30 protein-coding genes and 1 riboswitch are annotated in these 26,183 nt (G+C 63.5%); of the genes, 24 read left to right on the forward strand and 6 right to left on the reverse strand.

The genetic code is table 11. The features are described from left to right. Positions 1 to 27 precede the first annotated feature (27 nt). Both mazG and KI243_RS07465 read left to right on the forward strand, forming a co-directional pair. A complete protein-coding gene (gene mazG / locus KI243_RS07460; protein ID WP_017127751.1) occupies positions 28 to 861 on the forward strand; it encodes a nucleoside triphosphate pyrophosphohydrolase in 834 nt (277 codons plus the stop codon). Positions 862 to 887: 26 nt separating this feature from the next. Then, positions 888 to 1,433 carry a DUF2058 domain-containing protein gene (locus tag KI243_RS07465; RefSeq protein ID WP_017127752.1) on the forward strand — a complete coding sequence of 182 codons (546 nt, stop codon included), beginning with the start codon at positions 888 to 890 and terminating at the stop codon, positions 1,431 to 1,433. 108 nt (positions 1,434 to 1,541) lie between these two features. Here the strand turns inward: KI243_RS07465 and KI243_RS07470 are convergent, their stop codons facing one another. Then, entirely contained in the window at positions 1,542 to 1,730 is a 189-nt protein-coding gene (locus KI243_RS07470; RefSeq protein WP_017127753.1) for a hypothetical protein, read from the reverse strand. 614 nt (positions 1,731 to 2,344) lie between these two features. Here KI243_RS07470 and KI243_RS07475 point away from each other — a divergent pair. Beyond that, on the forward strand, positions 2,345 to 2,791 hold the full coding sequence (locus KI243_RS07475) for a hypothetical protein (protein WP_017127754.1): 447 nt from the start codon (positions 2,345 to 2,347) through the stop codon (positions 2,789 to 2,791). A 119-nt stretch (positions 2,792 to 2,910) separates the two neighbouring features. Continuing rightward, positions 2,911 to 3,714 carry a hypothetical protein gene (locus KI243_RS07480; protein ID WP_244861823.1) on the forward strand — a complete coding sequence of 268 codons (804 nt, stop codon included), beginning with the start codon at positions 2,911 to 2,913 and terminating at the stop codon, positions 3,712 to 3,714. Between the two features lie 67 nt (positions 3,715 to 3,781). Here KI243_RS07480 and KI243_RS07485 read toward each other — a convergent pair whose 3' ends face one another. From KI243_RS07485 to purM, 3 genes are read right to left on the reverse strand one after another with little or no spacing between them, the layout of a single operon-like run. After that, a complete protein-coding gene (locus KI243_RS07485; protein ID WP_017127757.1) occupies positions 3,782 to 4,495 on the reverse strand; it encodes a DUF3108 domain-containing protein in 714 nt (237 codons plus the stop codon). Positions 4,496 to 4,503: 8 nt separating this feature from the next. Next, on the reverse strand, positions 4,504 to 5,154 hold the full coding sequence (purN, locus tag KI243_RS07490) for a phosphoribosylglycinamide formyltransferase (RefSeq protein WP_167331654.1): 651 nt from the start codon (positions 5,152 to 5,154) through the stop codon (positions 4,504 to 4,506). 11 nt (positions 5,155 to 5,165) lie between these two features. Beyond that, positions 5,166 to 6,224 carry a phosphoribosylformylglycinamidine cyclo-ligase gene (purM, locus tag KI243_RS07495; protein ID WP_017127759.1) on the reverse strand — a complete coding sequence of 353 codons (1,059 nt, stop codon included), beginning with the start codon at positions 6,222 to 6,224 and terminating at the stop codon, positions 5,166 to 5,168. Between the two features lie 374 nt (positions 6,225 to 6,598). On the opposite strand from purM, the gene KI243_RS07500 reads away from it, so the two are divergent. The 7 genes from KI243_RS07500 (at position 6,599) to KI243_RS07530 (ending at position 12,920) form a co-directional block, all read left to right on the forward strand. Continuing rightward, entirely contained in the window at positions 6,599 to 7,651 is a 1,053-nt protein-coding gene (locus KI243_RS07500; RefSeq protein WP_103032633.1) for a DUF2066 domain-containing protein, read from the forward strand. Between the two features lie 37 nt (positions 7,652 to 7,688). Further along, the gene (locus KI243_RS07505) at positions 7,689 to 8,762 is read left to right on the forward strand and encodes an AI-2E family transporter (protein ID WP_017127761.1); all 1,074 of its coding nucleotides are present in this window, start codon (positions 7,689 to 7,691) and stop codon (positions 8,760 to 8,762) included. A 253-nt stretch (positions 8,763 to 9,015) separates the two neighbouring features. After that, positions 9,016 to 9,720 (forward strand): DnaA regulatory inactivator Hda, encoded by a 705-nt coding sequence (gene hda, locus KI243_RS07510; protein ID WP_017127762.1) that lies wholly within the window; start codon positions 9,016 to 9,018, stop codon positions 9,718 to 9,720. A gap of 231 nt (positions 9,721 to 9,951) precedes the next feature. Next, positions 9,952 to 10,587, forward strand: a complete 636-nt coding sequence (locus KI243_RS07515; protein ID WP_017127763.1) for an NlpC/P60 family protein — start codon at positions 9,952 to 9,954, stop codon at positions 10,585 to 10,587. A gap of 231 nt (positions 10,588 to 10,818) precedes the next feature. Then, positions 10,819 to 11,355 (forward strand): C40 family peptidase, encoded by a 537-nt coding sequence (locus KI243_RS07520; protein ID WP_017127764.1) that lies wholly within the window; start codon positions 10,819 to 10,821, stop codon positions 11,353 to 11,355. A gap of 182 nt (positions 11,356 to 11,537) precedes the next feature. Continuing rightward, positions 11,538 to 12,200 carry a class I SAM-dependent methyltransferase gene (locus tag KI243_RS07525; RefSeq protein ID WP_017127765.1) on the forward strand — a complete coding sequence of 221 codons (663 nt, stop codon included), beginning with the start codon at positions 11,538 to 11,540 and terminating at the stop codon, positions 12,198 to 12,200. Between the two features lie 69 nt (positions 12,201 to 12,269). Beyond that, on the forward strand, positions 12,270 to 12,920 hold the full coding sequence (locus KI243_RS07530; RefSeq protein ID WP_017127766.1) for a hypothetical protein: 651 nt from the start codon (positions 12,270 to 12,272) through the stop codon (positions 12,918 to 12,920). Positions 12,921 to 12,987: 67 nt separating this feature from the next. Here KI243_RS07530 and KI243_RS07535 read toward each other — a convergent pair whose 3' ends face one another. Continuing rightward, positions 12,988 to 14,301 (reverse strand): sorbosone dehydrogenase family protein, encoded by a 1,314-nt coding sequence (locus tag KI243_RS07535; RefSeq protein WP_017127767.1) that lies wholly within the window; start codon positions 14,299 to 14,301, stop codon positions 12,988 to 12,990. Positions 14,302 to 14,374: 73 nt separating this feature from the next. Further along, complete coding sequence (locus KI243_RS07540) at positions 14,375 to 14,953, reverse strand: hypothetical protein (RefSeq protein WP_017127768.1); 579 nt, start codon at positions 14,951 to 14,953, stop codon at positions 14,375 to 14,377. A 157-nt stretch (positions 14,954 to 15,110) separates the two neighbouring features. After that, a riboswitch (cobalamin riboswitch) is annotated at positions 15,111 to 15,331 on the forward strand. 82 nt (positions 15,332 to 15,413) lie between these two features. Between KI243_RS07540 and cobO the strand changes: the two genes are divergently transcribed. Genes cobO through KI243_RS33055 form a run of 13 tightly spaced genes read left to right on the forward strand, consistent with a single transcriptional unit; the run spans position 15,414 to position 26,140 of the window. Then, entirely contained in the window at positions 15,414 to 16,025 is a 612-nt protein-coding gene (gene cobO / locus KI243_RS07545) for a cob(I)yrinic acid a,c-diamide adenosyltransferase (RefSeq protein ID WP_017127769.1), read from the forward strand. Then, positions 16,022 to 17,401, forward strand: a complete 1,380-nt coding sequence (locus KI243_RS07550) for a cobyrinate a,c-diamide synthase (RefSeq protein ID WP_017127770.1) — start codon at positions 16,022 to 16,024, stop codon at positions 17,399 to 17,401. Before cobO ends, KI243_RS07550 begins: the two co-directional genes overlap by 4 nt. After that, a complete protein-coding gene (gene bluB, locus KI243_RS07555) occupies positions 17,398 to 18,048 on the forward strand; it encodes a 5,6-dimethylbenzimidazole synthase (protein ID WP_042936071.1) in 651 nt (216 codons plus the stop codon). Before KI243_RS07550 ends, bluB begins: the two co-directional genes overlap by 4 nt. Next, positions 18,045 to 18,953: an adenosylcobinamide-phosphate synthase CbiB gene (gene cbiB, locus KI243_RS07560; protein ID WP_017127772.1), complete on the forward strand. Its 909-nt coding sequence runs from the start codon at positions 18,045 to 18,047 to the stop codon at positions 18,951 to 18,953. The genes bluB and cbiB overlap by 4 nt, the downstream gene beginning before the upstream one ends. Then, entirely contained in the window at positions 18,946 to 19,938 is a 993-nt protein-coding gene (cobD, locus tag KI243_RS07565; RefSeq protein WP_042936072.1) for a threonine-phosphate decarboxylase CobD, read from the forward strand. The genes cbiB and cobD overlap by 8 nt, the downstream gene beginning before the upstream one ends. Further along, positions 19,935 to 21,389 (forward strand): cobyric acid synthase, encoded by a 1,455-nt coding sequence (locus KI243_RS07570; protein ID WP_017127774.1) that lies wholly within the window; start codon positions 19,935 to 19,937, stop codon positions 21,387 to 21,389. Before cobD ends, KI243_RS07570 begins: the two co-directional genes overlap by 4 nt. A gap of 15 nt (positions 21,390 to 21,404) precedes the next feature. Then, positions 21,405 to 21,926 (forward strand): bifunctional adenosylcobinamide kinase/adenosylcobinamide-phosphate guanylyltransferase, encoded by a 522-nt coding sequence (cobU, locus tag KI243_RS07575; RefSeq protein ID WP_017127775.1) that lies wholly within the window; start codon positions 21,405 to 21,407, stop codon positions 21,924 to 21,926. Continuing rightward, the gene (gene cobT, locus KI243_RS07580) at positions 21,923 to 22,978 is read left to right on the forward strand and encodes a nicotinate-nucleotide--dimethylbenzimidazole phosphoribosyltransferase (protein ID WP_017127776.1); all 1,056 of its coding nucleotides are present in this window, start codon (positions 21,923 to 21,925) and stop codon (positions 22,976 to 22,978) included. The genes cobU and cobT overlap by 4 nt, the downstream gene beginning before the upstream one ends. Next, complete coding sequence (gene cobC / locus KI243_RS07585) at positions 22,975 to 23,553, forward strand: alpha-ribazole phosphatase family protein (RefSeq protein WP_017127777.1); 579 nt, start codon at positions 22,975 to 22,977, stop codon at positions 23,551 to 23,553. Before cobT ends, cobC begins: the two co-directional genes overlap by 4 nt. 2 nt (positions 23,554 to 23,555) lie before the next feature. Next, positions 23,556 to 24,287, forward strand: coding sequence for an adenosylcobinamide-GDP ribazoletransferase (locus KI243_RS07590; protein ID WP_212811182.1), 732 nt, complete (start codon positions 23,556 to 23,558; stop codon positions 24,285 to 24,287). Between the two features lie 59 nt (positions 24,288 to 24,346). Next, on the forward strand, positions 24,347 to 24,760 hold the full coding sequence (locus KI243_RS07595) for a MarR family winged helix-turn-helix transcriptional regulator (protein WP_017127779.1): 414 nt from the start codon (positions 24,347 to 24,349) through the stop codon (positions 24,758 to 24,760). Positions 24,761 to 24,812: 52 nt separating this feature from the next. Next, positions 24,813 to 26,021, forward strand: a complete 1,209-nt coding sequence (locus KI243_RS07600) for an MFS transporter (RefSeq protein ID WP_042936075.1) — start codon at positions 24,813 to 24,815, stop codon at positions 26,019 to 26,021. Beyond that, positions 26,018 to 26,140, forward strand: coding sequence for a hypothetical protein (locus KI243_RS33055; protein WP_017127781.1), 123 nt, complete (start codon positions 26,018 to 26,020; stop codon positions 26,138 to 26,140). The genes KI243_RS07600 and KI243_RS33055 overlap by 4 nt, the downstream gene beginning before the upstream one ends. The last annotated feature ends 43 nt before the right edge of the window (positions 26,141 to 26,183 follow it).

Below are 26,183 nucleotides of genomic sequence, written 5' to 3' on the forward strand. Positions count from 1 at the left end.
GTGTGACAGAAACGAACGGGACAACCGATGTACAGCCTCCAAGACCTGCTTCACCTGATGGCCCGCTTGCGCGACCCGCAATACGGCTGCCCGTGGGATATCAAGCAAAGCTACGCGACGATTGTTCCCTACACGCTGGAGGAAGCCTACGAGGTGGCCGATGCCATCGAGCGCGGCGACTTCGAGCACCTGCAGGGCGAACTGGGCGACCTGCTTTTCCAGGTGGTCTACTACAGCCAGCTGGCCCGTGAAGAAGGGCGCTTCGAATTTGATGGCGTGGTCGACAGCATCACCCGCAAGCTGATTCGCCGACACCCCCATGTTTTCCCCACCGGCGATCTCTATGCCCCCGTCGACCTGCCGCGCCTCAGCGAAGAACAGGTCAAGCTGCGCTGGGAGCAGATCAAGGCCGAGGAGCGTGCGGAAAACCACCGCGCGCCCGAGCAGTTGTCCCTGCTCGACGATGTCCCCGCGGCCCTGCCGGCCTTGTCCCGGGCGGCCAAGTTGCAGAAGCGCGCGGCCCAGGTCGGCTTTGACTGGCCGGCCGCCCTGCCGGTGGTGGACAAGGTCCGCGAGGAGCTGGATGAGGTGCTCGAGGCCATGGCCGACAACGACCCGGCGGCCATCGCCGATGAGATCGGCGACCTGTTGTTCAGTGTGGTCAACCTGGCCCGTCACCTCCAGGTCGACCCGGAAAATGCCCTGCGTGGCGCCAACGGCAAATTCGACAGGCGCTTCCGATTTGTCGAACAGGCATTGCGCGACACCCACCGTCCCATGGAAGATTGCACCCTCGAAGAGTTGGACGCCTTGTGGGGCGAAGCCAAACGTCAGGAAAAGAATGCACCCAGCTGCGGCTGAGTCGTTGACCCAAGTGAGTAAGCACCATGAGCCTTTCCCTTCGCGACCAGTTGCTCAAAGCAGGTCTGGTCAATCAAAAGCAGGCCAAGCAGGTCAGCAAAGACAAACAGAAACAGCAACGGTTGGTCCATAAAGGCCAGGCCGAGGTTGACGACACCCAGGCCCGCCTGGCCCAGGAAGCGCAGGCCGAGAAGGTCAAGCGCGACCAGGAACTGAACCGCCAGCAGCAGGAGAAAGCCGAGGCCAAGGCGCGGGCGGCTCAGGTCAAGCAATTGATCGAAACCTCGCGCCTGCCCAAGCTGACCACCGAGGACTACTACAACTTCGTCGACGACAAGAAGGTCAAGCGCTTGTCGGTCAACACGCTGATGCGCAACAAGCTCAGCAATGGCTCCCTGGCGATCGTGCACCACGGCGGCGGTTATGAAGTGATTCCCCGTGAAGCGGCGCTGAAGATCCAGGAGCGGGCTCCCGAGCGGATCGTCCAGCTCAATATCCTCACCGAGAGCCAGGTGCCGGACGAGGACGATCCGTACGCGGCCTACCAGATCCCTGACGATCTGATGTGGTAAGCCCCTGGCGGCACCCCTGAAACGACAAACCCCGCTCGAAAGGCGGGGTTTGTGCTTGTGGGTCATCGCCGGCTGCGTGGGCCGGGGGCGCCCAGGGTGCTCAAGACTTCAGGAGCTTTGTGCCTGGCGTTTCATCTCGAGGGTTTCCAGCTCGTTCTTGTAATTATGAGCATCGGCCTCGTTGTGAAACATGCCTACCAGCAGGTCCTGTTGGTGTACATCCCAGATTCGAATGCCATTGGCTACGCCTTCATGGGACATATGTGCATCATCGCGTTCGGTCACTTTTACGGTCATCTGCAAGCTCCAGTCTCTGTTGAACTGCGGCAACGCGTCGCAGGCCTCTTTTATATGATTCATTAGCCTCCTACGTAAATCGTTCGCAGAAGAAATTCACCGTTGCAAAAACTGCAGTAATCGACAAAGGCCCGGATTCGTTGGGGATGAGGCGATTTCTGCGGAGTTTCCTGACAAAAGTTTCATGTTCGATGGGATGCAAAGCGCGGATTAGAGCGATGCCTGACGGTGATTCGCCCAGCCGGCGGTGAGCGCACGAAAGCAGTCGGCGATCCGTCAGGGCGCTTTCCACTTTCCGACGTTCTGTGGTAAATACCTCGCCTCGGATTTCCAGCCAGGTGGCTGGAACCATGGATAAAAGAAGTTCGGCATGGAAGCCACAGTCAATACCTGCGCTCGCTCGACAGCGTCCTGCTGCCCCTGCGGCGCTCTCCCGATCTCTCTTCCCGCCAGACGACAGGCCTGACCTGATTCGTGGGGAAAGTCGTGCCTCGGGTTCTGTGTTTTCCATGCTTTCGAACTTTTGCCGTCGGCCTGGTTGTGCCAGGAGACAGGTTCTTTCCGCTCGACCGGAAAAGCCGTGGACAGGAAATCAAACCAAAAGGAGCAAAAGCATGAAGATGTTCAAGTCTGTTATTTCGGTACTGGCCCTGGCCACGCTGACCGCCGGATCGGCCTTTGCCGGTCCTCCGGTAGCGGTCACCTTCAAGAACCTGGGCACGACCGATGCGGCGTACACGATCATCACCAGTAACGAAGCCAGCACCAACGTCAACGCGGTGCCAAAGCCCGTGGCGACGGTCCGTGCGGGCGGGGCCGATACCTATACCGTGCAAAGCAATATTTCGCCCAATGCCAACTACGCCAACCTGCGTTACACCATGGGCGGCAAGACCTGCACCTTCCTGGCGACCTACGTAGGGACCCTGGGCCCGTTGGGCTCGATCATTCCCAAGTGGAACAACACCGCGACTCCGAGTGGCGGCGCGGTCTGTACCGCGAAAGTGACCTCGACCAACATCTCGACCTATTCGTGGACGGTTGAATTCACGATGAAGTAAGGCCATGACGGGCCTCGCAGGGTCATGCCGTGCGAGGTTCGTGGTCCTGCCGTTCATCGTGGGACCTTACAGTTTCCCCGGCGGTTGCCGATAACGGTTGATGGGCCAGGGATTCGGGAGTGGCCACTAACAGGGAGGACGTCATCTTGGTAGGTTCAATCAATTCGAATTCAGTATCCGGCGCGCAGGTTTCCGGCGTGGCCGCGACTCCGGGCGAGCCGCTCGCCAAGGCCGGCTCCACGGCGCCAAGTCCCGCAGCCGAGCCTGCGAAAGACACCAGCAGCATTTCCTCGCTCTCCCGTCAGTTGAGCGAAAGCGCCGCGCGTGCGGCGGCGCGGGATGCGAGCCTGAGCAGGAAGGAGCTGGGGGCCAAGGCCAACGAGCTGTTGGGCAAGATTTCCGGCGATGGTTATTTTGCCAATAAGGCGGCCAATGATGCCGAGGTTCCCGATACCCAGGATCCTGACTTGCTGGCACGTGCCCGCAATGCCACGGATTTTGTCAATGGCAGCGGGAAGAACCCCTTCGCCGGTATGTCGAAAGACCAGCTTTCGTTGATCATCTACGACGATAGCGGCAATTTCACCGCAAACGAGCGGCGGGCGGCCTGGAGCGAATCATCGGACCAGGAATATGCCTGGCGGCAGAAAGTCGTGGCCAGTTCGATCGCCGAGTACGACGGAACGGGCAAGCTGAGCAAGTTCTTCACCGCGGCGCTGGAGCATTACAAGGACCTGCCCGCGATCGAGCAGGCCCAGTACCCGAACAGCTACGAGGCGAAGTTGCAGGCCTGGATAGCCCTCGACTTCAACTACAAGACCCACACCGCCGAAGGCCAGGGCAGTGCGCAGGATGTGATGGACAAGGTCCTGGGTCTCGACAAGCAGACTTTCGATGAAAGTGGATCGGGTGCCGCTGTCTGAGCCGATGTGGCATCGCCCATGAAAAAGCCCCGCATCAGGCGGGGCTTTTTTGTTGCCGTGGAGGGTATCAGCTGCCTTTGACAGCCTTGCCGTCGACGGTACCGTCCTGGAGCATGATGTTGTACTCCTTGCCGTCGGTTTCGACCTGGCGCAGGGCAACCAGGATGTAGCCCCAGTCCTTGGCGAACCACATTTGCGTGATGCGCTTGCTCTGTGTCGGGTCGCGGACGCGCTCGACCTTGATCGCGTCGATCGTGCCGGCCTTGGTCTGGACCTTTTCCGGGCCGATCACGCGGAAGTCGTAGGTGTCGGTATCGGTGCCTTCGGCCACCCGGTAGCTCATGCTTTTCTTGCCAGCGGCGACATCACGCTGCAGGGCCAGCTGATAGGTCGACTTGTCGAGCATGCCGCTTTCGAGGGGCAGGTTGACCGAATCCTTGCCTTCGAAGCCGGTGACCTTGTTGGTCGCCCAGTCGAAGTCCAGATTGATCTTCTTGGCCTTGCCCAGCCCACCACGTTCGAAGGTGTAGGTCTGTGGCAGCAGCTTGTCCTTCTCGAGGCGCAGGGTGCTTTCCTCGGTCAGGCTGGCGATCATCATGGAAGCCTTGAAATTCAGGGTCCAGCTGCCATTGTCGTTTTTCGTCAGGCTACGTTCGGCCGAACCGCTCATGGGGAGCTGTTTCCAGTCGGCGGTGTAACTGGCGGAGAAAGGCTGAAGATCCGCCGCCTGCACAACCGGCAAGGCAAGCAGAGTAAGAGCGAAGAGCAGGGCGCGACGCATAAAATCTCCTAGGTTCGAATCGAATGGCCGCTGGCCGCGAGTAATTGACCGTCCAATAAAGCACCCCGGTCGCCAAGGCTCAAGCGCCCTTCGGCGAACCAGCGTACCGCCAGCGGGTAAATCCTGTGTTCCTGGGTATGAACCCGTTGCGCCAGACTCTGCGCCGAATCATCAGACTCTACCGTAACCACAGCCTGTACGACCAGAGGGCCGCCGTCTAGTTCCTCGGTGACGAAGTGCACGCTGCAGCCGTGTTCGGCATCGCCGGCGTCCAGCGCCCGCTGATGGGTGTGCAGACCTTTGTACTTGGGCAGGAGCGAGGGGTGGATATTGAGCAGGCGTCCCTGGTAGTGCCGGACGAAATCCGCGCTGAGGATGCGCATGAAGCCGGCCAGGACCACCAGTTGCGGGTTGAAGGCGTCGATCAGTTCGATCAGGGCGGCATCGAAGGCTTCGCGGCCTTCGAAGGCCTTGTGATCCAGGGAGCGGGTGTCGATACCCGCATCCCTGGCGCGTTGCAGGCCGTAGGCATCGGCGCGGTTGGAGATCACCGCGGCGATGCGGGCCGGGTTGCCCCCGGTCCGTACGTCATCGATCAGGGCCTGCAAGTTGCTGCCGGTGCCCGACAGCAACACCACGACGTTACAGGTCGAGGTTATCGGCTCGGACATCAGTGAGCCTTGAGGTTCTTCAGCTCGACCTGGGCAGCGCCTTCGGCGGCAGTGGCGATCTGGCCGATGACCCATGGCTGTTCGCCGGCTTCACGCAGGACCTTCAGGGCGGTTTCAACGTGTTCCTGGGCGACGCAGATGACCATGCCGACGCCGCAGTTCAGCACGCGGTGCATTTCGGTTTCGTCGACGTTGCCTTTTTCCTGCAGCCAGTCGAAGACCGCCGGACGCTGCCAGCTGGCCACGTCGACCACGGCCTGGGCGCCTTTTGGCAGGACGCGCGGGATGTTGTCCAGCAGGCCGCCGCCGGTGATGTGGGCCATGGCCTTGACCGCGCCGGTGTCCTTGATCAGCTTGAGCAATGGCTTGACGTAGATCCGGGTTGGCGCCATCAGCAGGTCGGCCAGCGGCTTGCCGTCGAGCTGGGTGTTTTCGATGTCGGCACCGGAGACTTCGATGATCTTGCGGATCAGCGAGTAGCCGTTTGAGTGCGGGCCGGACGATGGCAGGGCGAGCAGGGCGTCCCCGGTGGCGACTTTCGAGCCGTCGATGATCTCGGCTTTTTCCACGACGCCGACGCAGAAGCCGGCCAGGTCGTAGTCTTCGCCTTCGTACATGCCCGGCATTTCAGCGGTTTCGCCGCCGACCAGGGAGCAGCCGGACAGTTCGCAACCGGCGCCGATGCCGGTGACCACCTGGGCGGCGGTATCGACGTTGAGCTTGCCGGTGGCGTAGTAGTCGAGGAAGAACAGCGGCTCGGCGCCGCAGACCACCAGGTCATTCACGCACATGGCGACCAGGTCGATGCCGATGCTGTCGTGCTTGTTCAGGTTCAGAGCCAGGCGCAGCTTGGTGCCGACACCGTCGGTGCCGGAGACCAGGACCGGCTGCTTGTAACCGGCCGGGATCTCGCAGAGGGCGCCAAAACCGCCCAGGCCGCCCATGACTTCCGGGCGCGCAGTGCGCTTGGCCACGCTCTTGATGCGTTCGACCAATGCTTCACCGGCGTCGATGTCTACACCGGCGTCCTTGTAGCTCAGGGAGGGTTGCTTGCTCATGATCCAGGCCTTTAGGGGGATTCAGGGGTATCGACCGGGAGCGACGGGACCACGGGAAGGAACGGCACAAGTCGTTCTTTCCGGGTGTCCGGTCATTGCCGGTCTGCGAAGGCGCGCGATTTTATCAGGCTTGAGCAGCAGCGGCCATCCTCGGGCCGACGGGCAGGGCGATATCCGTTAAAAAATCCCTGAACGGTGGCGCTGGCCGCATCGGGCACGGCTGTATAAGGTATAGCTTTATCAATCGCTGTCTTTATGACGGCGGAAAAACTTTCAATGCCGGTATGAATGATGGCACTGCGCTGTGGTCACACGCCTGTCCCTTTGTATTCATTCGGTCTTTCACGCCGTTTTCTGCCTGTCGGGAATTTTCCATGCGTTTGTTCAAATTACTGAGTGTCGGTTGTCTTTCCCTGCTGAGCCTGGCGATTCATGCCGAAACCCTGAACGGCTTGTATCAGGTCCGCGAGCCGGTCAGCAGCCAGACCCCCGATGAGCGTAACCAGGCTACCCAGCGCGCGCTGGAAACCCTGGTGCTGCGCCTCACCGGCGATCCCAAGGCGGCGCAGAGCCCGGGGCTGGCCGAGGTGCGCAAGGATCCGCAGCAGATCATCAGCCAGTACGGCTACGACGCTGGGCCGCCGCAGAGCCTGCAGGTGGATTTCGATCCGGTGAGTACCGATCGCGCCTTGCGTGGTGCCGGGCTGGCCCTGTGGGGCAGCAATCGACCGTCGATTCTCGGCTGGTGGCTGAGCGATTCCACCGAGGGTTCGAGCCTGGTGGGCGATGGGCAGTCGGCCGCCGAACCGCTGCGCCGTGCCGCGCAGCATCGTGGCCTGCCACTGCGCTTGCCCCTGGCCGACCTGGATGAACAGATCGTCGCGACCGCCAAGAACCTCGAAGGCTCCGATTCCTCGCCATTGCATGCGGCGTCCGAGCGTTATGGCGCCGACGCCCTGCTCGCCGTGCACGCCCATCAGAATGGCACGCAGTGGGAGGCGAAATGGCGCCTCTGGCTGGGCGACCAGAAAGAGCAGGGCACGGCCCAGGGCGCGGACACCGCGGCCCTGGCCGATGCCGTGCTGCTGGCGGTGAGCGAGCGCCTGGCTCCGCGCTTTGCCGCCAAGCCCGGCACGGCGACGGAGCAGTTGCTGGAAGTGCAGGGCATGAACCTGGAGCGCTATGCGGCGCTGGGGCATCTGCTCGAACCTTTTGGCGGTCGGCCGCTGAGCGTGGATGGCGACCGGATCGTCTATCAGGTCAGCGGCAGCGCGGAGCAGCTACGGGCACAACTGGGGTTGGCGAAGTTGCTGGAGGTTCCGCCAGGCGAAGCGCCGGCGCCTGCGGCGGTCAGCGATCCCGCGGCGACTCCCGCGACTCCCGCGGTGCCGCCGGCACCGACACCGCAGTTGCGTTTCCGCTGGTAGTTCATCTTTCCTTCTATATATAAGGCTGGAATCGTCCATGACCGACACCCGTCGATGGATTTGGCTTGGCGCGGCGATCCTGCTGTGCGTGCTTGTGTACTTGCTGCACCCGATATTGTCGCCATTTCTGGTGGGCATCCTGCTGGCCTACATGTTCGATCCCGTGGTCGACCGGCTGGAGAAGTTCGGCCTGTCGCGGACCTGGGGCGTGGTGGCGGTCTTCGCCCTGTTCAGCCTGATCCTGATGACCCTGTTGCTGGTGCTGGTGCCGATGCTGGCCAAGCAGCTGTTCCGGCTCTATGAGCTGGCGCCACAGATGCTCGACTGGCTGCAGCACACGGCCATGCCCTGGGCGCAGCACAAGTTCGGCCTGGCGGACGGTTTCTGGAAGTTCGACAAGGTCAAGGCCGCCATCAGCGAGCACATGGGCCAGACCACCGATATCGTCGGCGTGGTCCTGTCCCAGGCGACGGCATCGAGCCTGGCGTTGATGGGCTGGCTGGCCAACCTGGTGCTGATCCCGGTGGTGAGCTTCTACCTGCTGCGGGACTGGGACCTGATGATGGCCAAGATCCGCAGCTTGCTGCCGCGTCAGCAGGAGGGGCATATCGTCGCTTTGGCCGATGAATGTCATGGCGTGCTCGGCGCTTTCGTGCGCGGCCAGTTGCTGGTGATGCTGGCACTCGGGGTGATCTACGCCGGCGGATTGATGCTGGTCGGCCTGGAACTGGGGTTGTTGATCGGCCTGCTCGCCGGCCTGGCGGCCATTGTGCCGTACATGGGATTCGTCATCGGGATTGGTGCGGCGATCATTGCCGGCCTGTTCCAGTTCGGCGGCGACCTGTATCCAATGATCGGCATCGTCGCGGTGTTCATGATCGGCCAGGCCCTGGAGGGCATGGTGCTGACGCCGTTGCTGGTGGGCGATCGTATCGGCCTGCATCCGGTCGCGGTGATTTTCGCCATCCTCGCCGGGGGCGAGCTGTTCGGCTTTACCGGTGTGCTGCTGGCGTTGCCCGTGGCGGCGGTGATCATGGTGCTGGTGCGACATGTCCATGACCTGTACAAGGAGTCGGATATGTACGGCGGGCAGGAAGATCCTGACCTCTGACGCGGTTCCCCTGTAGGAGCCGGGCTTGCCCGCGAAGCGTTCAATGGCCCTGTCGGGCCATTGCAGGCAAGCCGCGCTCCCGTGGTGATTTGTGTCATTTTTGACCACGCGGTTATCCCGCTAATCCCATCGGTCAACGCAAACCTTTGATTTTGCTTGTGGTCTGTTGCATTGTGCGCCCGGCGTCACGGGTATAAACTTTGCAAACTTTACACAGAGGCCACTAACGGTTCCCTAGAACTGTTCAGTCAGCATGAAACCGATTCAGCTGCCCCTAGGTGTGCGTCTGCGTGATGACGCTACCTTCATCAACTACTATCCAGGCGCCAATGCCGCTGCACTCGGCTATGTCGAGCGGCTATGCGAAGCCGACGCCGGATGGACCGAAAGCCTGATTTATCTCTGGGGCAAGGACGGCGTGGGGCGTACCCACCTGTTGCAGGCGGCGTGCCTGCGTTTCGAGCAGTTGGGCGAGCCGGCGGTCTACCTGCCGCTGGCCGAGTTGATGGATCGCGGCGTCGAGTTGCTGGATAACCTCGAGCAATACGAACTGGTCTGCCTGGATGACCTGCAAGTGGTCGCCGGGCGAGCGGACTGGGAAGAGGCGCTGTTCCACCTGTTCAACCGCCTGCGCGACAGCGGTCGGCGCCTGCTGATTGCCGCGTCGACCTCGCCGCGTGAATTGCCGGTGAAGCTGGCGGACCTGAAATCGCGCCTGACCCTGGCCCTGATCTTCCAGATGCGTCCCCTCTCCGACGAAGATAAACTGCGTGCTTTGCAACTGCGTGCTTCAAGACGCGGCCTGCACCTGACCGACGAGGTAGGACATTTCATCCTGACCCGTGGTACCCGCAGCATGAGTGCGCTGTTCGAACTGCTCGAGCGTCTCGACCAGGCCTCTTTGCAGGCTCAGCGCAAGCTGACCATTCCCTTCCTGAAAGAAACCCTGGGCTGGTAAACGACAGGTAAAGCCCCTAATATTGCGGGCTGCAAGCGATTTTTCGCCAAATTCCAGACGCCACGAAACCCACGCCAAAAGCATTTTTCTGGCGCGCGCGATCCGTTCGGGTATTAAGTCCTTAGATGTTTTCAGGATGTGAGCGAGTCACATCTTGTCCCATAAAATTTGCAAATGAGGGTGATAGAGGGCATAGTCACGCCTTCTAACAATTCAGCCACGGTCGTGCCCATGCTAAATCGCTTCGCACCCCTCGTGCCTCTCGCACTTGTTACCCTGCTTTTTGGTTGCGCGGCACATACGCCGGTTTCGCAACAGCAGGTAGAAAATTCAGTCAAGGTTGCTTCGGTTTCTGGCGTCAAATCCTCGGCCGTACTGGACGATGAGCTGGCCACCGAGAAAGAGCTCGCCGAGTTCGCCGACAGCAAGCCTTATCAGTTGCCAGTCCTGGCCGACAGCATTCTCGAGCGCGGCATGTCCCTGATCGGCACCCGCTACCGTTTCGGCGGTACCAACGAGAGTTCCGGTTTTGACTGCAGCGGCTTCATCGGTTATCTGTTCCGTGAGGAAGCGGGCCTGGATCTGCCGCGTTCCACCCGTGAGATGATCAACGTGAAGGCGCCTCTGGTTGCTCGCAACAAGCTCAAGCCGGGTGACCTGTTGTTCTTCGCCACCAATGGTCGTCGCGGTCGTGTCAGTCACGCCGGGATCTACCTGGGCGATGACCAGTTCATCCATTCCAGCAGCCGCCGCAGCGGTGGCGTCCGGGTCGATAGCCTGGGCGACAGCTACTGGAGCAAGACCTTCATTGAAGCCAAGCGCGCCCTGGCAATGGCTCCTACCACGGTCACGGCCAGCAACAAGTAATCGTTCGGACGTTTCAGTGCCATCGGCCATCGCTGATGGCCAAATGCCAATCAGCAGGGTTGGCAGGACTGTACAAAAAATGTCCGAAGTTAAAGTGATACTTGAAGTTTGGCCCATAGCCGCTAGAATCCTGACATATTGTTGAGTGTCTGACCGCGCAAGCCTGCTTGCGCGGTTTTGATTTCTTTACGCCACGGCAGAGCAAGCCGCATTCAGTCAGGATTTCTGCACATGTCGACCTCGGCCCGTATCGCCCTTATCGCCCTCACCGCGTTGCTCGGTGCCTGTGCCAGCCATGCGCCGCCGCCGCCCGCGCCGGTGGCCCGTCCGGTGGTCTTCGCGTCCCCGCAACCTTCGTCACCGGAGGCCGAAGACGTCCTGTTCCGGGCATTGGGTCTGGTCGGCACGCCTTATCGCTGGGGCGGCAATACGCCGGATTCGGGTTTCGATTGCAGCGGCCTGATCAGCTATGTGTACCGTGACATGGCGGGTATCAACCTGCCACGCTCGACCCGTGAGATGATCGTGATGCGTGCGCCGAATGTGCCGCAGAATGCCCTGCAGACCGGCGACCTGATCTTTTTCGCGACCAATGGCGGCTCCCAGGTCAGCCACGCGGGGATCTATGTCGGCGAAGGTCGTTTTGTCCATGCGCCCGCCACCGGCGGCACCGTCAAGCTGGACAGCCTGTCCAAGGCCTACTGGCAGCGGGCTTACCTGAATGCCAAGCGCGTGCTGCCGGCCGAACACCTGGCGCGCAATCCCTAATGGCCCTGTACGGCCAGCTCTGCTGGTCAACTTCGGCGCCATAAGCCCCTGTCCCGCGTTGCTGTTCCTGGCCATGGCGGCTATGACTCGTCACAGCGCCTTGGCCAGGAACTTCCGGCATCCGAATGTGAACTGACGAACTGGCCGTACAGGCCTCTGGTCGCTGATTCTGTGAGGTTGTCATGACCGCTCGCACCCTCAAGCTCGACGATGCCCTCTACGGCTACCTGCTGGACGTTTCCCTGCGCGAGACGCCGCTGCTCAAGCGCCTGCGCGATGAAACCCAGGCCTTGCCCATGGCGCGCTGGCAGGTGGCTCCCGAGCAGGGCCAGTTCCTCGCCTTGCTGGTCAGGCTGACCGGCGCCCGGCGCCTGCTCGAGGTCGGCACCTTTACGGGCTACAGCGCCCTGTGCATGGCGTCGGCGCTGCCGGAGGGCGGCTCGTTGCTCTGCTGCGACATTCCCGGCGACTACAATGCCACGGCTTTGCGCTACTGGCAGGAAGCGGGTGTGTCCGGGCGGATCGAGCTGCGCCTGGCACCGGCGCTCGATACCCTGGCCGAACTGGAGCGGCAAGGGCTGGGCGAGACCTTCGACCTCATGTTCATCGACGCCGACAAGGCGAACTATCCGCGTTATCTGGAGAGCGCCTTGCGCCTGTTGCGCAGCGGCGGCCTGGCGATTTTCGACAACACCCTGTGGAGTGGCCGGGTGCTGGAGGTGGATGCGCAAAGCGAGGACACCCGGGCTATCCAGGCATTGAACCTGGCCTTGAAGGACGACTCGCGAGTAGATCTGTCGTTGTTGCCCGTAGGCGATGGCCTGACCCTGTGTCGCAAGCGATAGGCCCCACGTTCAAGTTATTTGTATCGTTGCCGTTACAAGGAGTACCACCCGACAACATGGATGTGACTCATGGGTATCAGTATCCCGGGCAGCTCGTTCGCTTCTCTGCCCTCGTTGGCTGCGAAACCCCTCACCCCCGCTGACGTGCCGGGCCAGTCCGTCACGATTGCGCACGTGGCGCCTACGGCTGCGGAAGAGGCCGAGACCCAGGCGCGGATCAAAGCCAATGTCGATACACGGCTGGCGCAGCTCAATACCCACTCCGAGGCGTTCTTGCAGGCGCAGGAACAACTGGGCGCGGCCACTATCGGCCTGCGCTCGGTGTTCAATGACTTCAAGAGCTCGCTGGGCGAGAACCTGGCAGGCAAGTCCTTCGGTTTTACGGTCGGGGCGGATGGCCTGTTGCGGGTCCTCGATACCCACGGTTCGCTCAGCCATGAAGAGATGGAGCAGCTCAACGGGCTCATGAACAACTCGAGCTCGCTGAAAAATGCCGCCCACCATTACATGAGCAGTGCCATCGATTATGTGAACGAGGACCAGAAGGGGCCTCGCATGCTGGGCGCCACCTATTTCCTCGACAAGGCCAACTTCGGCGGCATCATCGACCTGGGGGCGGTGGCGGCAGACCCGAGGTCGAGGGGCGCGAAGGACGGCTGGCTGACCAGCCAGCTATGGAACAAGGGCATCAGGACGGGAGGCATCCACGAGGTGGTCTGACCTCCCGCCGCAGTCCAGGGCAAGTATTCCCCGGTCGTTCCCGCCCCTGAGGTTGGGTGGCGATGGCTCATTTGCTGGCGGACACCCGCCAGATCTTGTTGCCGACATCGTCCGCCACCAGCAAGCCGCCTTGTTGGTCGATCACGACCCCGACCGGGCGGCCCATGGCGTTTTCATCCTTGTCGAGAAAGCCTGTCAGCACATCCACGGGCTGCCCATTGGGCTTGCCAGCGGCAAAAGGTACGAAGATCACCTTGTAGCCGCTGTGGGGCTTGCGGTTCCAGGAGCCGTGCTGGCCGATAAAGGCACCCTGGGTGAACGGCGCCGGGAGTCTGCTGCCTTCGGCAAAGGTCAGTCCCAGGGACGCCGTATGCGGCCCGACGGCGTAATCCGGGGCGATGGCCTTGGCGATCATCGCCGGGTCCGAAGGCGATACCCGCACATCCACGTGCTGGCCATAGTAGCTGTAGGGCCAGCCATAGAACCCGCCGTCCTTCACCGAGGTGATGTAGTCCGGCACCAGATCGCTGCCGATCTCGTCCCGCTCGTTCACCGCGGTCCACAGTTTGCCGCTCTGTGGCTCCCAGGCCAGGCCGTTGGGATTGCGCAGGCCGGAGGCGAAGATCCGGTGGCTGTGGGTGGCCGGATCGACTTCCCAGATCGCGGCGCGACCTTCTTCCTTGTCCAGGCCGTTTTCGCCGACATTGCTGTTGGAACCGACGGTGACGTAGAGCTTTTTCCCGTCCTGGCTGGCGATGACATTCTTGGTCCAGTGGTGATTGAGGGTGCCGCCAGGCAAGTCGATGACCTTTTCCGGTTGTTCCTTGATCGTGGTTGCGCCGGGCTCGTAGTGGAAGCGCAGCAAGGCATCGGTGTCGGCGACATACAGGTCATTGCCCACCAGCGTCATGCCGAAGGGCGAGTTGAGTCGCTCGATAAAGGTCGTGCGGGTTTCTGCGACCCCGTCGTGATTGCTGTCGCGCAGCAGGGTGATGCGATTCGCGCTGGGCACTCCGGCCCCGGCCTTGCCCATCACCTTGCCGGTGATCCAGCCCTTGATCCCCTGGCTGTCATCGGGCTTGGGGGGCGAGTTGGTCTCGGCCACCAGCACATCGCCGTTGGGCAGGACATACAACCAGCGTGGATGATCCAGGCCCTCGGCGAAGGCACCTACCTGGGTGCCGGGAGCGGCCACCGGCCTGGTGCCCTGGGGCCAGCCGATGGCGGGTGCGATATTGACCGTGGGAAAGAGGGTCTTGTTCGGTTCCGGGAGCTTGGGCGAGGGACCGGTGCCATCGGACACCGACAGGGTAGAGCTTTCGCCGCAAGCAGCCAATCCGCTGGCGAGCAGAATGATCAGGGCGTGTTTCTGCTGGAACATGCTGAATCTCCGTCGAGGCTTACGCTGGTCTAGAAGTAGAGAAGCGTAGTCGGCGCAGGTTCAATCCTTTTGCTCAGGCCTCCTTGAACAGCAGGGCGATGCCGGGATGGTAGTGGCCGGCTTCGTTGTGCAGCTTGCGGTAGGGGTAGGGGAAGTACCAGGCGACGGCGCAACTGTTGGCTTTTTGCAGGTCGTCGACCATGTCCTGCAGGTCTTCCGGGCTCGGGCTCTGCTGGGGCTTGAATGGCGAGACGAACAGGCAGCCGAGCTTGAGGTGATGGGGATGGCTGACCTTCCTGGCATCGCCGACCGCGTCGAGCAGTGCCGGCATCAGATTCAGGTTGTTGAACCGCGGCCAGCGCTGGTTGGCGCGGATATACACCGAAGCCTCCGACGTGGCGATGTGCAGGTCGCAGCGCCCGTTGCGGTCGTCTTCCTCGGCCTGTTTTTTTGTCTGGAAATGCTCCAGAGTCACCATCTCCGCCGCCCAGGCAGCGGCCGACAGCAGTCCCAGGTTGGCGCGCTCGTTGAACCAGTAGGGCGCCTGGCCGTCACCGAGCACCTGGTTGTAGCGGTCGATGCAATCAAACCAGCGTTCCAGGGCCGGGCGCAGGAATTCCAGTTTCGGGTTGCTGATCGTCAAGCCTTGCATGTTGCTCACCCTTGTTATTGTTGGTTGGGTTATGGCTATTTGATATCACTTCTTGCAGTGTGGCACAAATTCTGGCGCCGGTTTATTGATCCGTGTCGTCTTTCGATCAACGGGGCACTCCTCGGCTTTAATTGACGCTCCACCCCCAACCCTCTAACCTTCGCGGCTTGTTTCAGGTGCTCTGTGGCGATCCGTCGACAGGGTGAAACAGGGAAGCCGGTGAGCCCTTTCGACAGGCGCGATTCCGGCGCTGCCCCCGCAACGGTAAATGAGTCAAGACTGCGCTTTTCGCCACTGTGCCGCGGCATGGGAAGGCGCGCAGTCCCGCGCTTGCGCAGCTCATGAGTCCGGAGACCGGCCTGATCCATCCCACGGCATCACGGCGGGCGATGCCGGACTGCCTCGGCTGTGCTTTTTCCTGCCCCCCGTTTGCCTTATCCAGCCCCAACGGAGAGCTGCCATGAACGAATCCCCCGATCGCGACGAACGTCACCTGGCGCGCATGCTGCGCAAAAAGGCGGTGATCGACGAACGTATCGCCAGTGCCCCCAACGAATGCGGGTTGCTGCTGGTCCTGACCGGCAATGGCAAGGGCAAGAGCAGTTCCGCCTTCGGCATGCTCGCCCGGGCCATGGGCCACGGCATGCAGTGTGGCGTGGTGCAATTTATCAAGGGCCGCAACAGCACCGGTGAAGAGCTGTTCTTCCGGCGTTTCCCCGAGCAGGTGCGGTTCCATGTGATGGGCGAGGGGTTCACCTGGGAAACCCAGGATCGCCAGCGTGATATCGCGGCCGCCGAAGCCGCCTGGGCCGTGTCCCGGGAAATGCTCGGCAATCCGGATATCGGCCTGGTGGTGCTCGATGAGCTGAATATCGCCCTCAAGCACGGTTACCTGGATCTCGACCAGGTACTGAGCGACCTGCAGTCCCGGCCGCCGATGCAGCACGTGCTGGTGACCGGCCGCGGCGCCAGGCAGGAAATGATCGACCTGGCGGACACCGTGACCGAAATGGGCCTGCTCAAGCACGCGTTCCAGGCCGGGATCAAGGCGCAGAAAGGCATCGAATTATGAGTCAGCCGCGTCATTGCCCGGCGGTGCTGATCGCCGCGCCGGCTTCCGGCCAGGGCAAGACCACGGTGACGGCGGCCCTGGCGCGCCTGCACCGCAACCAGGGGCGCAAGGTCCGGGTGTTCAAGTGTGGCCCGGACTTTCTCGATCCGATGATTCATGAGCGGGCCAGTGGCGCGCCGGTGTATCAGCTGGACCTGTGGATGGTCGGCGCCGAGGAAAGTCGTCGCCTGTTGTGGGAGGCGGCGGGTGAAGCCGATCTGATCCTGATCGAAGGGGTCATGGGCCTGTTCGACGGGACGCCGTCCAGCGCCGATCTGGCGCGGCATTTCGGCGTGCCGGTGCTGGCGGTGATCGACGGCACGGCCATGGCGCAGACCTTTGGGGCCCTGGCCCTGGGCCTCGCGCGTTATCAACCGGACCTGCCGTTTGCCGGGGTGCTGGCCAATCGCGTGGGCACCCTGCGCCATGCGCAACTGCTCGAAGGCAGCCTGACCGAAGGCCTGCGCTGGTACGGTGCGCTCTCCCGGGAGACCGGGATCGAGCTGCCGAGCCGCCACCTCGGGTTGGTCCAGGCCAGCGAATTGAACGACCTCGACCGGCGCCTCGACGCCGCGGCCGAGGCCCTGGGGGGCAGTTGCGAAGTCGCGCTGCCGCCTCCGGTCGAATTCGCCGCACCGACACCGGTTGCTGCCGAGCCGCTGTTGGCTGGCGTGCGGATTGCGGTCGCCCATGACGAAGCCTTTGCATTCATCTACGGCGCCAACCTCGACCTGCTGCGGGCGATGGGCGCCGAGTTGCGCTTCTTCTCGCCGATTCACGATACCGGCTTGCCGGACGCCGACAGTCTTTACCTGCCGGGTGGCTACCCGGAATTGCATCACCTGGCCCTGGCCGGCAACCGCGGCATGCTCACGGCGATCCGCGAGCACCATGCCGCGGGCAAGCCCTTGCTCGCCGAGTGCGGCGGGATGCTCTACCTGCTCGATGCGCTGATCGATGTCGACGGTCAACGCGCCGAGTTGCTGGGCCTGCTGGCGGGGGAGGCGGTGATGCAGAAACGCCTGGCGGCCCTGGCCCTGCAGGCGGTGGAGTTGCCGGAAGGCTTGCTGCGCGGACATACCTATCACCATTCGCTGACCACCACCGAACGGGCACCGATTGCCCGCGGTTTGAGCCCCAATGGCGGGCGCGGCGCGGAAGCGGTGTATCGCGAGGGACGCATGACCGCCTCCTACGTGCACTTCTACTTCCCGTCCAATCCAGGGGCGGTTGCCGCGTTGCTGGCACCTGATGCCGCGATCAATTCTGCCAAGGCCGGCGCTCTTCCAATGGGAGCGGGTTTGCCGGATCGCCGGACCGCCGCGAACAGGCCATGACAGACAACACATTCTCTATTGAAGAGCGAAATGCAATCTACCGCGCCATCGCCGAGCGCCGTGACATGCGCCACTTCGTCGGTGGCACGGTGCCCCCGCAACTCCTGGCGCGCCTGCTGGAAGCCGCGCACCAGGCACCGAGTGTCGGCTTGATGCAGCCATGGCGGTTTATCCGGATCAGCGACCGCGAACTGCGTGGGCGGATCCGGCAACTGGTCGAAGAGGAACGGATCCGCACCGCCGAAGCCCTGGGCGAGCGCTCCGATGAATTCATGAAGTTGAAGGTCGAGGGGATCAACGACTGCGCCGAAGTGTTGGTGGCAGCGCTGATGGACGATCGCGAACGGCATATCTTCGGACGCCGGACCTTGCCGGAGATGGACATGGCGTCCCTGTCCTGCGCGATCCAGAACCTCTGGCTGGCCTCGCGCGCGGAAGGCCTGGGCATGGGCTGGGTATCGCTGTTCGAGCCGCAGGCGCTGGCGGAACTGCTAGGTTTACCGGCGGGGGCCAAGCCGCTGGCGGTGTTGTGCCTGGGGCCGGTCAAGGAATTCTATCCGGCGCCGATGCTGGTGCTGGAAGGCTGGGCGCAACAGCGCCCCTTGAGTGAATTGTTGTACGAAAATTATTGGGGAGTGAGTCAATGAGTGTGGCGTTGTTGAGTGTCGCCGGGGTTGCGCTGGATGCGCTGCTGGGCGAGCCCAAACGCTGGCATCCGCTGGTGGCGTTCGGCCGAATCGCCGATCGCATCGAGCAACGTTTCAACGCCGGTGGCCGCGGCTGGCGCAGCCATGGCGTGACCGCCTGGGTGCTGGCCGTGGTGCCGCTGACACTGTTGGCCACGGCCTTGTCCTGGGCGCCTTATATCGGCTGGGTGATTGAAATCCTGTTTCTCTATTGTGCCCTCGGCATGCGCAGCCTGGGCGAGCACGTGGCCCCTGTGGCCCAGGCGCTGCGTGGCGGCAATCTGGAGTTGGCCCGCGAGCGCGTGGGCTACCTGGTCAGTCGCCAGACCTCTGAGCTGGATGAGACCGCCGTGGCCCGCGCGGCAACCGAGTCGGTGCTGGAGAACGGCAGCGATGCGGTCTTCGCCGCACTGTTCTGGTTTGCCGTCGCCGGTGTGCCCGGTGTGGTGCTGTACCGCCTGAGCAACACCCTCGATGCCATGTGGGGCTATCGTAACGAGCGCTTCGAGCGGTTCGGCTGGGCGGCGGCGAAGATCGACGACCTGCTCAACTATATTCCCGCCCGACTGGTGGCACTGACCTATGCATTGCTGGGCAAGACCCGGCTGGCGCTGAAATGCTGGCGCGACCAGGGCCCGACCTGGGACAGTCCGAATGCCGGGCCGGTGATGGCTGCCGGGGCCGGTGCCCTGGGGGTCGAATTGGGCGGTGCGGCGATCTATCACGGCGAGCTGCACCAGCGCCCGCAACTGGGCGAAGGTCCGGCCGCCGATGCCGATGCGATCGATCGCGGCTGGCAGTTGGTGCAGCGTGGCGTGTGGTTGTGGTTGCTGATTCTCTGTCTGGGAGCTGAGTTTTATGCTTGAGCACGGCGGGCGGTTGCGCAAGGCGGTGGAGCAGTACGGCATTGCCGAGGCCGATTGGCTGGATCTGTCCAGTGGCATCGCGCCGTGGCCCTGGCCGATCCCGCCGATTCCCGAGCGCGCCTGGGCCCGCCTGCCGGAAACCGACGACGGCCTGGAGCAGGCCGCCTGCGCCTACTACGGTGCGCCGCTGGTGCTGCCGGTGCCCGGTTCCCAGGCGGCCATCCAGCTGCTGCCGCGGCTGCGCCGGGTGGGCAAGGTCGGGGTGCTGTCGCCGTGCTACGCCGAACACGCCGAGGCCTGGCGCCGCAACGGCTATATCGTGCGCGAAGTGCTGGAGCATGAAGTCGATTTCTTTATCGACAGCCTCGATGTCCTGGTGGTGGTCAATCCGAACAACCCCACGGGCCTGAGCCTGCCGCCGGAGCAGTTGCTGGAGTGGCATGGCCGGCTGGCCCAGCGCGGCGGCTGGCTGGTGGTGGACGAGGCCTTCATGGACAACACGCCGCAACTGAGCCTGGCGGCGCATACCCACAACGTCGGGTTGATCGTGTTGCGCTCGTTCGGCAAGTTTTTCGGCCTGGCCGGTGTTCGCCTGGGTTTTGTCCTGGCCGAGCGCAAGTTGCTCAAGTTGCTGGCCGAGCAGGTCGGCCCCTGGTCGGTGGCCGGGCCGACCAGGGTGCTGGGGCAGGCTTGTCTTGCCGACGATGCCGGCCATGCCCGCCAGCGGCTGCGCACGGAACAGGCGAGCCAGCGCCTGGTTGCCCTGTTGGGCCGGTACGGGTTTGCGCCCCAGGGCGGCTGTGCGCTGTTCCAGTGGTTTATCACGTCGCGGGCCGAGCACCTGCATGAATTCATGGCCCGGCGCGGGATCCTGCTGCGGCTGTTCACCCAGAACAGCAGCCTGCGCTTTGGCCTGCCGGTCGACGAGGCCGATTGGCAGCGGCTGGAACTGGCGTTCAAGGCCTATACCGAGGAACACCCATGAGCACCCTGATGGTCCAGGGCACCACGTCCGATGCCGGCAAGAGCACCCTGGTGACAGCCCTGTGCCGCTGGCTGACCCGCCAGGGCGTGCGGGTGGTGCCGTTCAAGCCGCAGAACATGGCCCTCAACAGCGCGGTGACCGCCGACGGTGGCGAGATCGGCCGGGCGCAGGCGGTCCAGGCCCAGGCCTGTGGCCTGCAGCCGCACACCGATATGAATCCGGTGCTGCTCAAGCCCAACAGCGATACCGGTGCCCAGGTGATCATCCATGGGCGCGCAGTGACCACCATGAACGCCGTCGCCTACCACGACTACAAGGCCATTGCCATGCAGGCGGTGCTGGCCTCCCATCAACGCCTGAGTGCCGGATACCCGGTGGTGATGGTCGAGGGCGCGGGTTCGCCGGCGGAGATCAACCTGCGCGCCGGCGATATCGCCAACATGGGGTTTGCCGAGGCAGTGGACTGCCCGGTGCTGCTGATCGCCGATATCAACCGCGGCGGCGTGTTCGCCCATCTGGTGGGCACCCTGGAGCTGCTGTCGGCCAGTGAGCAGGCGCGGGTCAAGGGTTTCATCATCAATCGCTTTCGCGGCGATATCGCCTTGCTGCAGCCGGGACTCGACTGGCTGGAAGCGCGCACCGGCAAGCCGGTGATCGGCGTGCTGCCCTATGTCATGGACCTGCACCTGGAAGCCGAGGACGGCCTTGACCGACGCCAGGCCGACAAGGTCGAAAAGGTCCTGAAGGTGGTGGTGCCGGTCCTGCCGCGCATCAGCAACCATACCGATTTCGATCCGCTGCGCCTGCATCCGCAGGTCGACCTGCAGTTTGTCGGGCCCGGCCAGGCGATTCCGGCGGCGGACCTGATCATCCTGCCCGGCTCGAAGAGCGTGCGCAGCGACCTCGCCTACCTGCGCGGCAACGGCTGGGAGGCCGCGATCAACCGGCATTTGCGCTACGGCGGCAAGGTGCTGGGTATCTGCGGCGGGCTGCAGATGCTCGGCGAGCAGGTGCACGATCCGTTGGGCCTGGAAGGTCCGGCGGGGTCCAGCGCCGGCCTGGGCCTGCTGGCCTTCAGCACCGAGCTCGAGCAGGAGAAGCAACTGCGCAATGTACGCGGGCACCTCTTGCTGGAGAACGCCGAGGTCAGCGGCTACGAGATTCACGCCGGCGTGACCACTGGCGCGGCGCTGGAGCGCCCGGCGGTACGACTGGATGACGGGCGCCACGATGGCGCCCAGAGTGCCGACGGGCAGATCCTCGGCACGTATCTGCATGGCCTGTTCGAGTCGCCCCGATCCTGTGCCGCGCTGTTGCGCTGGGCGGGCCTGGAGGCGGTGCAGGAGGTGGACTACCACGCCCTGCGCGAACGGGATATCGAGCGCCTGGCCGATCTGGTCGAGCGGCATCTGGACACCGATCGCCTGCGCGAGCTGTGCGGTCTTGGCTAAGCGGGTCTATTGAATATGCAGCAACTGATTCTGGGGGGCGCACGTTCCGGTAAAAGCCGTCTGGCCGAGCGCCTGGCCGACGAGAGCCGCTTGCCGGTGACCTACATCGCCACCAGCCAGCCACTGGACGGCGAACTGAGCGAGCGGATCGCCTTGCACCGTCAGCGTCGGCCGGCCCATTGGCGGCTGATCGAGGAACCGTTGCAACTGGTGCGGGTCCTGCGCGACAACGCCGCGACAGACGCCTGCCTGCTGGTGGACTGCCTGACCCTGTGGCTGACCAACCTGTTGATGCTGGAGGATCAGGCCCGCCTGCAGGCCGAGCGTGATGCCCTGCTGGACTGCCTGGCCGAGCTGCCGGGGGAAATCATTTTTGTCAGCAACGAGACCGGACTCGGTGTCGTGCCGCTGGGCGAATTGACTCGCCGTTATGTCGATGAAGCCGGTTGGCTGCATCAAGCCCTGGCCGAGCGCTGCCAGCGTGTCGTACTGACCGTGGCCGGCCTGCCCCTGACTTTGAAAGGACCTGCGTTATGAGTGAATCGTGGTGGCTGAATCCGTGCAAGACAATCGATCTGCAAGCCCGGGAGGCGGCGTTCGAGCGCCAGCAACAGTTGACCAAGCCCGCCGGCTCCCTGGGCCTGCTGGAGCAGGTGGCGGTCCAACTGGCCGGCCTGCAGGGGCGGCTCAAGCCGCGGGTCGATCATCTGTGGATCGCGATTTTCGCCGGTGACCATGGCGTGGTGGCCGAGGGGGTATCGGCCTATCCCCAGGAAGTCACCGGGCAGATGCTTGCCAACTTTGTCGGCGGCGGCGCGGCGATCAGCGTCCTGGCGCGGCAACTGGGTGCGCAGTTGGATGTGAATGACCTCGGTACCGTGACGCCGATGCTCAACCTGCCGGGTGTGCGTCACCTGCAGATCGGCGCGGGCACGGCGAACTTTGTCCAGGGGCCGGCAATGACCGAGGCCCAGGGCCGACTGGCGCTGGAAGCCGGACGTGACAGTGTGCGCCGCGCCGTCGCGGCCGGGAGCGAATTGTTTATCGGTGGCGAGATGGGCATCGGCAATACCGCCGCCGCCAGCGCCGTGGCCTGTGCCTTGCTCGGCTGCCCGGCCAATCTGCTCGCCGGCCCGGGCACCGGCCTGGACCCGGCGGGTGTCAGTCACAAGGCGCAGGTCATTGAACGGGCCCTGGCATTGCATGCCGGACACACCAGCGATCCGCTGCAGGCCCTGTTCCGCCTCGGCGGTTTCGAGATCGCGGCGCTGGCCGGGGCTTACCTGGCCTGTGCCCAGGAAGGTATGGCGGTATTGGTCGACGGTTTTATCTGTACCGTGGCGGCGATGGTGGCGGTGCGCTTGAACCCCGGCTGCCGGGACTGGCTGATTTTCGGCCACCGTGGCGCGGAGCTGGGGCATCGGCATGTGCTGGAAAGCCTGCTGGCCGAACCGCTGCTGGAACTGGGCCTGCGCCTGGGCGAAGGCAGCGGCGCGGCGCTGGCGGTGCCATTGCTGCGCCTGGCCTGCGACCTGCACGGACAGATGGCGACCTTTGCCGAAGCGGCCGTGGCGGACCGTCCGGCATGACGGCCCTGCATCTGGATCTGCTGCGCCATGGCGAGACCGAGCTGGGTGGCGGCTTGCGCGGCAGTCTGGATGACGCGCTGACCGACAAGGGTTGGGCGCAGATGCGCAGCGCGGTGCTGGGGCAGGGGCCCTGGGATCGGCTGGTCAGCTCGCCCTTGCAGCGTTGTGCGCGGTTTGCCGAAGAGCTGGGGGGGCGACTGGGTTTGCCGGTCGAACTGGAAAAAGATCTGCAGGAGCTGCATTTCGGTGCCTGGGAAGGACAGAGCGCGGCGGCGTTGATGGAGACGGACGCCGATGCCCTGGGGCGATTCTGGTCCGACCCATATGGCTTTACCCCACCCGAGGGGGAGCCGGTGTCACGGTTTTCCGAGCGCGTGCTGGGAGCGGTCGGGCGTTTGCAACAGCGCTATGCCGGCCAGCGGGTGTTGCTGGTCAGTCATGGTGGTGTCATGAAGTTGCTGCTGGCCCGGGCGCGGGGCCTGCCGCGCGAACAACTGCTGCAGGTCGAGGTCGCCCATGGTGCCTTGTTCACCTTGCGGGTGCCGGCCGATGGCGTGCTGAGGGAAGGGCGGTGAACCTGTTGCCCTTGTGGATTGCCCTGCAGTTTCTCAGCAGCCTGCCGATTCGCCTGTCGGGCATGCCGCAACCCGAGGAGCTGGGGCGGTCGCTGCTGTGGTATCCGCTGGTTGGGTTGCTGCTGGGGGCACTGCTGTATGGCGTCGACGGATTGCTGGGCGGGGCACCGCTGTTCTTGCACGGTGCGTTGTTGCTGACGGTGTGGGTGTTGTTCAGCGGCGGCCTGCACCTCGATGGCCTGGCCGACAGTGCCGACGCCTGGTTGGGCGGCTTCGGCGATCGCGAACGGACCCTGCTGATCATGAAGGACCCGCGCAGCGGACCGATCGCGGTGGTGACCCTGGTCCTGGTGTTGCTGTTGAAGTTCTGTGCCTTGCTGGCCCTGATCGAACAGCAGCAGACGGTGGCCCTGATCCTGGCCCCACTGATCGGGCGCGGTGCCCTGCTTGGCTTGTTCCTGGTGACGCCTTACGTCCGCGCCGGCGGCCTGGGCCAGGCACTGGCCGATCATCTGCCACGGCGCACCGGGCGTCATGTGTTGCTGGCGAGCATCCTGGGTTGCCTGGTCCTCGCGGGCCTCAAGGGGGCGTTTGCCGTGCTGTTGGCGGTGGGGTGTTTCTTCTGGTTGCGGCGGTTGATGATGCGGCGCCTGGGGGGCACCACCGGTGATACGGCAGGGGCCTTGCTGGAGTTGCTGGAAATGGCGGTACTGGTGGGGTTGGCGTTGATCTGACACTCTGCCGTTTTATCGATAAACTGGTTACACGTGTTTCGCGGGTATATACACCTATCATGTTGTCCACCGACTGTTTATGCATCAGCCTGCGTCGCGCCGCACGTGGCGTCAGCAGACATTATGACGGCGCTCTCGATGGCTTCGGGATCAACGTCGCGCAGTATTCTCTGCTGTGTAATCTGCAACGCCTGGACAAGCCGAGCATTTCCAGCCTGGCTGAAGCCATGGGCCTGGATCGCAGCACCCTGGGGCGTAATCTGCGGGTCCTCGAAGGCGAGGGCCTGGTGAAGTTGAGCGAGGGGGCCGACCAGCGCAATCGCCTGGTGTGCCTGACCGCTGCCGGAGCCGAACGGCTGGAGGCGGCGTTTCCGGCCTGGGAGGCGGCGCAGTTGCGCCTGGCCGAGCGGTTGGGAGATGAAAAGCGCGCCGCCCTGCTGGCGTTGCTGGATGAACTGGCGTGTGGCGAGTAATCGCCTTTAATTTGAATAAAAGTGGGTATATACCCGCTATTGGAGAACAATAATGACATCGCTCTGGCGTACCAGTGGCTGGATTCTTCTCGGGGGCGCGTTGATTCTCGCCTTGTCGCTGGGAGTGCGCCATGGCTTCGGCCTGTTCCTGCCACCGATGAGCGCGCAGTTCGGTTGGGGGCGGGAAGTCTTTGCCTTTGCCATCGCCTTGCAGAACCTGATCTGGGGCCTGGCACAACCCTTCACCGGCGCCCTGGCCGACCGTTTCGGCGCGGCGAAAGTGGTACTGGTCGGTGGCCTGCTGTATGCCGTCGGCCTGGTCTTCATGGGGCTTTCCGATTCGGCCCTGAGCCTGTCCCTGAGTGCCGGCCTGTTGATCGGGATCGGCCTCTCGGGCACCTCCTTCTCGGTGATTCTCGGCGTGGTAGGACGTGCTGTCGCGCCGGAGCAGCGCAGCATGGCAATGGGGATCGCCAGCGCCGCCGGCTCGTTCGGGCAGTTCGCGATGTTGCCGGGTACCCTGGGGCTGATTGGCTGGCTGGGTTGGTCGACCGCCTTGCTGGTGCTGGGCCTGCTGGTGGCGCTGATCGTGCCGCTGGTGGCGATGCTCAAGGACAAGCCGCTGCCGGTACTGGCCGGTGAGCAGACCCTGGGCGAGGCGCTGCGCGAGGCCTGCTCCCACTCCGGGTTCTGGCTCCTGGCATTCGGCTTCTTCGTCTGCGGCTTCCAGGTGGTGTTTATCGGCGTGCATCTGCCGGCCTACCTGGTGGACCAGCATCTGCCGGCCAGTGTCGGCACCACCGTGCTGGCGTTGATCGGCTTGTTCAATATCTTCGGCACCTACACCGCCGGCTGGCTGGGCGGACGCATGTCCAAGCCGCGCCTGTTGACGGCTTTGTACCTGGCCCGGGCCGTGGTGATCGGGCTGTTCCTCTGGCTGCCGGTGACGCAGACCAGTGCCTATCTGTTCGGCATGGCCATGGGCTTCCTCTGGCTGTCGACGGTGCCCCTGACCAATGGCACCGTGGCGACCCTGTTCGGGGTGCGCAATCTGTCCATGCTGGGTGGGATCGTTTTCCTGTTCCACCAGATCGGTTCCTTCCTCGGCGGTTGGCTGGGTGGCGTGGTGTATGACCAGATGGGCAGCTATGACTTGATCTGGCAGGTGGCGATTCTCCTCAGCCTGTTGGCGGCAGCCTTGAACTGGCCGGTGCGTGAGCGGCCCGTGGCACGCCTGCAGACGCAGTTGGGGGTGGCATGAATACCTTATGGCCGCGGCTGCTGACCCTGGCTGCCGTGGCGTTGCTGCTGGCGTTGGCCTGGTGGGGCTGGCATCAGGGTGGCCTGGCCTTGATGCAACTGGGCATGGGTGCTTGCTAGGTGCACGCAGGGACGAGTAACGTCGAAACCTGATCTTTTTCAA

The sequence above is a fragment of the Pseudomonas sp. Ost2 genome, from assembly GCF_018326065.1.
GTDB classification, from domain to species: Bacteria; Pseudomonadota; Gammaproteobacteria; order Pseudomonadales; family Pseudomonadaceae; genus Aquipseudomonas; species Aquipseudomonas gingeri.

Bases quoted from the DNA above. Each gene is read 5' to 3' on its own strand.
- mazG (WP_017127751.1), top strand. From the start codon at position 28: ATGTACAGCCTCCAAGACCTGCTTCACCTGATGGCCCGCTTGCGCGAC.
- KI243_RS07465 (WP_017127752.1), top strand. From the start codon at position 888: ATGAGCCTTTCCCTTCGCGACCAGTTGCTCAAAGCAGGTCTGGTCAAT.
- KI243_RS07470 (WP_017127753.1), bottom strand. From the start codon at position 1,730: ATGACCGTAAAAGTGACCGAACGCGATGATGCACATATGTCCCATGAA.
- KI243_RS07475 (WP_017127754.1), top strand. From the start codon at position 2,345: ATGAAGATGTTCAAGTCTGTTATTTCGGTACTGGCCCTGGCCACGCTG.
- KI243_RS07485 (WP_017127757.1), bottom strand. From the start codon at position 4,495: ATGCGTCGCGCCCTGCTCTTCGCTCTTACTCTGCTTGCCTTGCCGGTT.
- purM (WP_017127759.1), bottom strand. From the start codon at position 6,224: ATGAGCAAGCAACCCTCCCTGAGCTACAAGGACGCCGGTGTAGACATC.
- KI243_RS07500 (WP_103032633.1), top strand. From the start codon at position 6,599: ATGCGTTTGTTCAAATTACTGAGTGTCGGTTGTCTTTCCCTGCTGAGC.
- KI243_RS07505 (WP_017127761.1), top strand. From the start codon at position 7,689: ATGACCGACACCCGTCGATGGATTTGGCTTGGCGCGGCGATCCTGCTG.
- hda (WP_017127762.1), top strand. From the start codon at position 9,016: ATGAAACCGATTCAGCTGCCCCTAGGTGTGCGTCTGCGTGATGACGCT.
- KI243_RS07515 (WP_017127763.1), top strand. From the start codon at position 9,952: ATGCTAAATCGCTTCGCACCCCTCGTGCCTCTCGCACTTGTTACCCTG.
- KI243_RS07520 (WP_017127764.1), top strand. From the start codon at position 10,819: ATGTCGACCTCGGCCCGTATCGCCCTTATCGCCCTCACCGCGTTGCTC.
- KI243_RS07525 (WP_017127765.1), top strand. From the start codon at position 11,538: ATGACCGCTCGCACCCTCAAGCTCGACGATGCCCTCTACGGCTACCTG.
- KI243_RS07530 (WP_017127766.1), top strand. From the start codon at position 12,270: ATGGGTATCAGTATCCCGGGCAGCTCGTTCGCTTCTCTGCCCTCGTTG.
- KI243_RS07535 (WP_017127767.1), bottom strand. From the start codon at position 14,301: ATGTTCCAGCAGAAACACGCCCTGATCATTCTGCTCGCCAGCGGATTG.
- KI243_RS07540 (WP_017127768.1), bottom strand. From the start codon at position 14,953: ATGCAAGGCTTGACGATCAGCAACCCGAAACTGGAATTCCTGCGCCCG.
- cobO (WP_017127769.1), top strand. From the start codon at position 15,414: ATGAACGAATCCCCCGATCGCGACGAACGTCACCTGGCGCGCATGCTG.
- KI243_RS07550 (WP_017127770.1), top strand. From the start codon at position 16,022: ATGAGTCAGCCGCGTCATTGCCCGGCGGTGCTGATCGCCGCGCCGGCT.
- bluB (WP_042936071.1), top strand. From the start codon at position 17,398: ATGACAGACAACACATTCTCTATTGAAGAGCGAAATGCAATCTACCGC.
- cbiB (WP_017127772.1), top strand. From the start codon at position 18,045: ATGAGTGTGGCGTTGTTGAGTGTCGCCGGGGTTGCGCTGGATGCGCTG.
- cobD (WP_042936072.1), top strand. From the start codon at position 18,946: ATGCTTGAGCACGGCGGGCGGTTGCGCAAGGCGGTGGAGCAGTACGGC.
- KI243_RS07570 (WP_017127774.1), top strand. From the start codon at position 19,935: ATGAGCACCCTGATGGTCCAGGGCACCACGTCCGATGCCGGCAAGAGC.
- cobU (WP_017127775.1), top strand. From the start codon at position 21,405: ATGCAGCAACTGATTCTGGGGGGCGCACGTTCCGGTAAAAGCCGTCTG.
- cobT (WP_017127776.1), top strand. From the start codon at position 21,923: ATGAGTGAATCGTGGTGGCTGAATCCGTGCAAGACAATCGATCTGCAA.
- cobC (WP_017127777.1), top strand. From the start codon at position 22,975: ATGACGGCCCTGCATCTGGATCTGCTGCGCCATGGCGAGACCGAGCTG.
- KI243_RS07595 (WP_017127779.1), top strand. From the start codon at position 24,347: ATGTTGTCCACCGACTGTTTATGCATCAGCCTGCGTCGCGCCGCACGT.
- KI243_RS07600 (WP_042936075.1), top strand. From the start codon at position 24,813: ATGACATCGCTCTGGCGTACCAGTGGCTGGATTCTTCTCGGGGGCGCG.
- KI243_RS33055 (WP_017127781.1), top strand. From the start codon at position 26,018: ATGAATACCTTATGGCCGCGGCTGCTGACCCTGGCTGCCGTGGCGTTG.